Below are 1,735 nucleotides of genomic sequence, written 5' to 3'. Positions count from 1 at the left end.
AGGCCGCCGTGCCCGCCGTGCCCGCCGTGCCCGCGCCCGCGCCGATGCCCGCGAACCCGGCGCCCTGCTCCGCCGCCGCGGCGAACCAGCCGACGACCGCGACCGGAAGCAGCGTGCTGAGCCGGGAGTTGACGTCCGCGACCTCCAGGGCCGCCACGCGGCACCGGGCGCAGTCGTCGAGGTGCTTGCGCAGCCCGCGCTCGGCCCGCATCCGCAGCCCGCCGCGGGCGTACGCGCCGAGCCGGTCCGCGTAGCGGGCGCAGTCCCCGCCGGCGGTGAGCGCGGTGGAGACGTGCGCCTGGAGGTACGCCTGCTTGAGCCCTTCGCGGGCGCGGTGCGCGAGCACGGCGGTGGCGTTGGCGGTGAGCCCCAGCAGCGGCGCGACCTCGCTGGGGGACTCGTCCTCCACGGTCGTGTGCCACAGCACGGTCTGCCACCGCTCGGGCAGGCTGCGGAAGGCCTGCACCGCCATTGACTGCTCGGCCTCGTGCATGGCCCGCACGTCGGCGCCGAGGTCGAGGGTGTCGTCGTCGGAGACCGGCCGGGTGGCCTGGGCGGCGAAGACGGCGAAGTCGTCGACGAGTTGCTCGCGCTTGGCGGTCTTCGTCCAGGCGGCGGCGACCCGGCGCACGGTGGTCAGCAGGTATGCCCGTACGGCGGTCTCCGGCCCGGCGCCGCCGCGGACCGCCTGCAGCGTGCGGGCGAAGACCTCGGCGGTGAGGTCGTCGGCGGTGTGCGAGTCGCGGCAGCAGGTGCGGGCGTAGCGGCGGACCGCCGGGGCGTGCCGCTCGTACAGCTCCTCGTACGCGCTGTCGTCGCCGGTGCGCATCCGGGAGACCAGCTCGGTGTCGGAGGGGAAGGCGCCGGTGACGCCCTCGTCCCGCCGCTCGCGCTGCTTCGGGATGCCGCCCGGCGGGCCGCCGCCCGGCAGGCCGCTGTCCGGCGAGCCGTGCACCGCACCATCCGCCGCGCCGCTCGCCGCGCCGTCCACCTCCGGTGAACGGCCGCCCTGGCCGGGGACTTGGGGGTCGGGGGCCTGCGGGCCAGGCGTCCGGGACGACGGCGGGCCGCCGGCCGCGCCGCTCTCCGGGGCACGCTCGCGATCGTCCCGATCGTCAACTGCCATGCCGCAGGCTCCCGTAGACACTCGTCGCACCCGTTATCGGGTGAGCGTGCCACAACGGGCCCCGCGTGCCGCCTCTGCCGACGGCCAACCACCCGTTGGAGGGTTTTCCCGCGCACGACGCACTAGGAGTCATGCTTTCGGGGTAGGTGTACGTGTCGCTTGACGGAGCGGGACGGGACGGAACCGGTGGCCGGACCGCTGCCGGGAGGCACCCTGACGGGCGATCCCGTCAACGCGGACCACCGTCGGCGAAGCCCCCGCAAGGGGAATCACCGCCGGAGCCCGCGGGCCCCCGGGGCCGCGCGGACGCGGCCCCGCGGGGCGCCCGGCCGGCTCACCCCTCCGCGTGCGGCCGCAGCCCGTCCAGCAGGATGTCCAGCAGCCGCGCCGACGCGACCGCCTGCTGCGCCGGGTCCGGCAGGGACGGCGCCGCGGTCGCTATCACCAGCAGCACGTCCGACACCGACACGTCCGCGCGCAGCGACCCCGCGTCCCGGGCGCGCGCCACCAACTGCCCGACCACGTCGAGCAGCGCCGCCGCGTCCGTACCGCCGACGCTCCCGCCGTCCGCGCCCGCGCCGCCCGGCGCACCCGCACCCGGGCCGCCGG

Annotated in this window: 2 protein-coding genes; both read right to left on the bottom strand. The window is 77.3% G+C overall.

The annotated features are described in order from the left end of the window. A partial coding sequence (locus ABD317_RS36575) for a sigma-70 family RNA polymerase sigma factor (RefSeq protein WP_344296309.1) occupies positions 1-1,126 on the bottom strand: 1,126 nt, incomplete at its 3' end. A 334-nt stretch (positions 1,127-1,460) separates the two neighbouring features. Beyond that, a partial coding sequence (locus ABD317_RS36570) for an SbtR family transcriptional regulator (RefSeq protein WP_486389033.1) occupies positions 1,461-1,735 on the bottom strand: 275 nt, incomplete at its 5' end.

Source organism: Streptomyces synnematoformans, from assembly GCF_039531005.1.
GTDB lineage: Bacteria > Actinomycetota > Actinomycetes > Streptomycetales > Streptomycetaceae > Streptomyces > Streptomyces synnematoformans.
The sequence above is the reverse complement of the archived record's forward strand: the minus strand, read 5'-3'. Positions and strand labels throughout refer to the sequence as shown.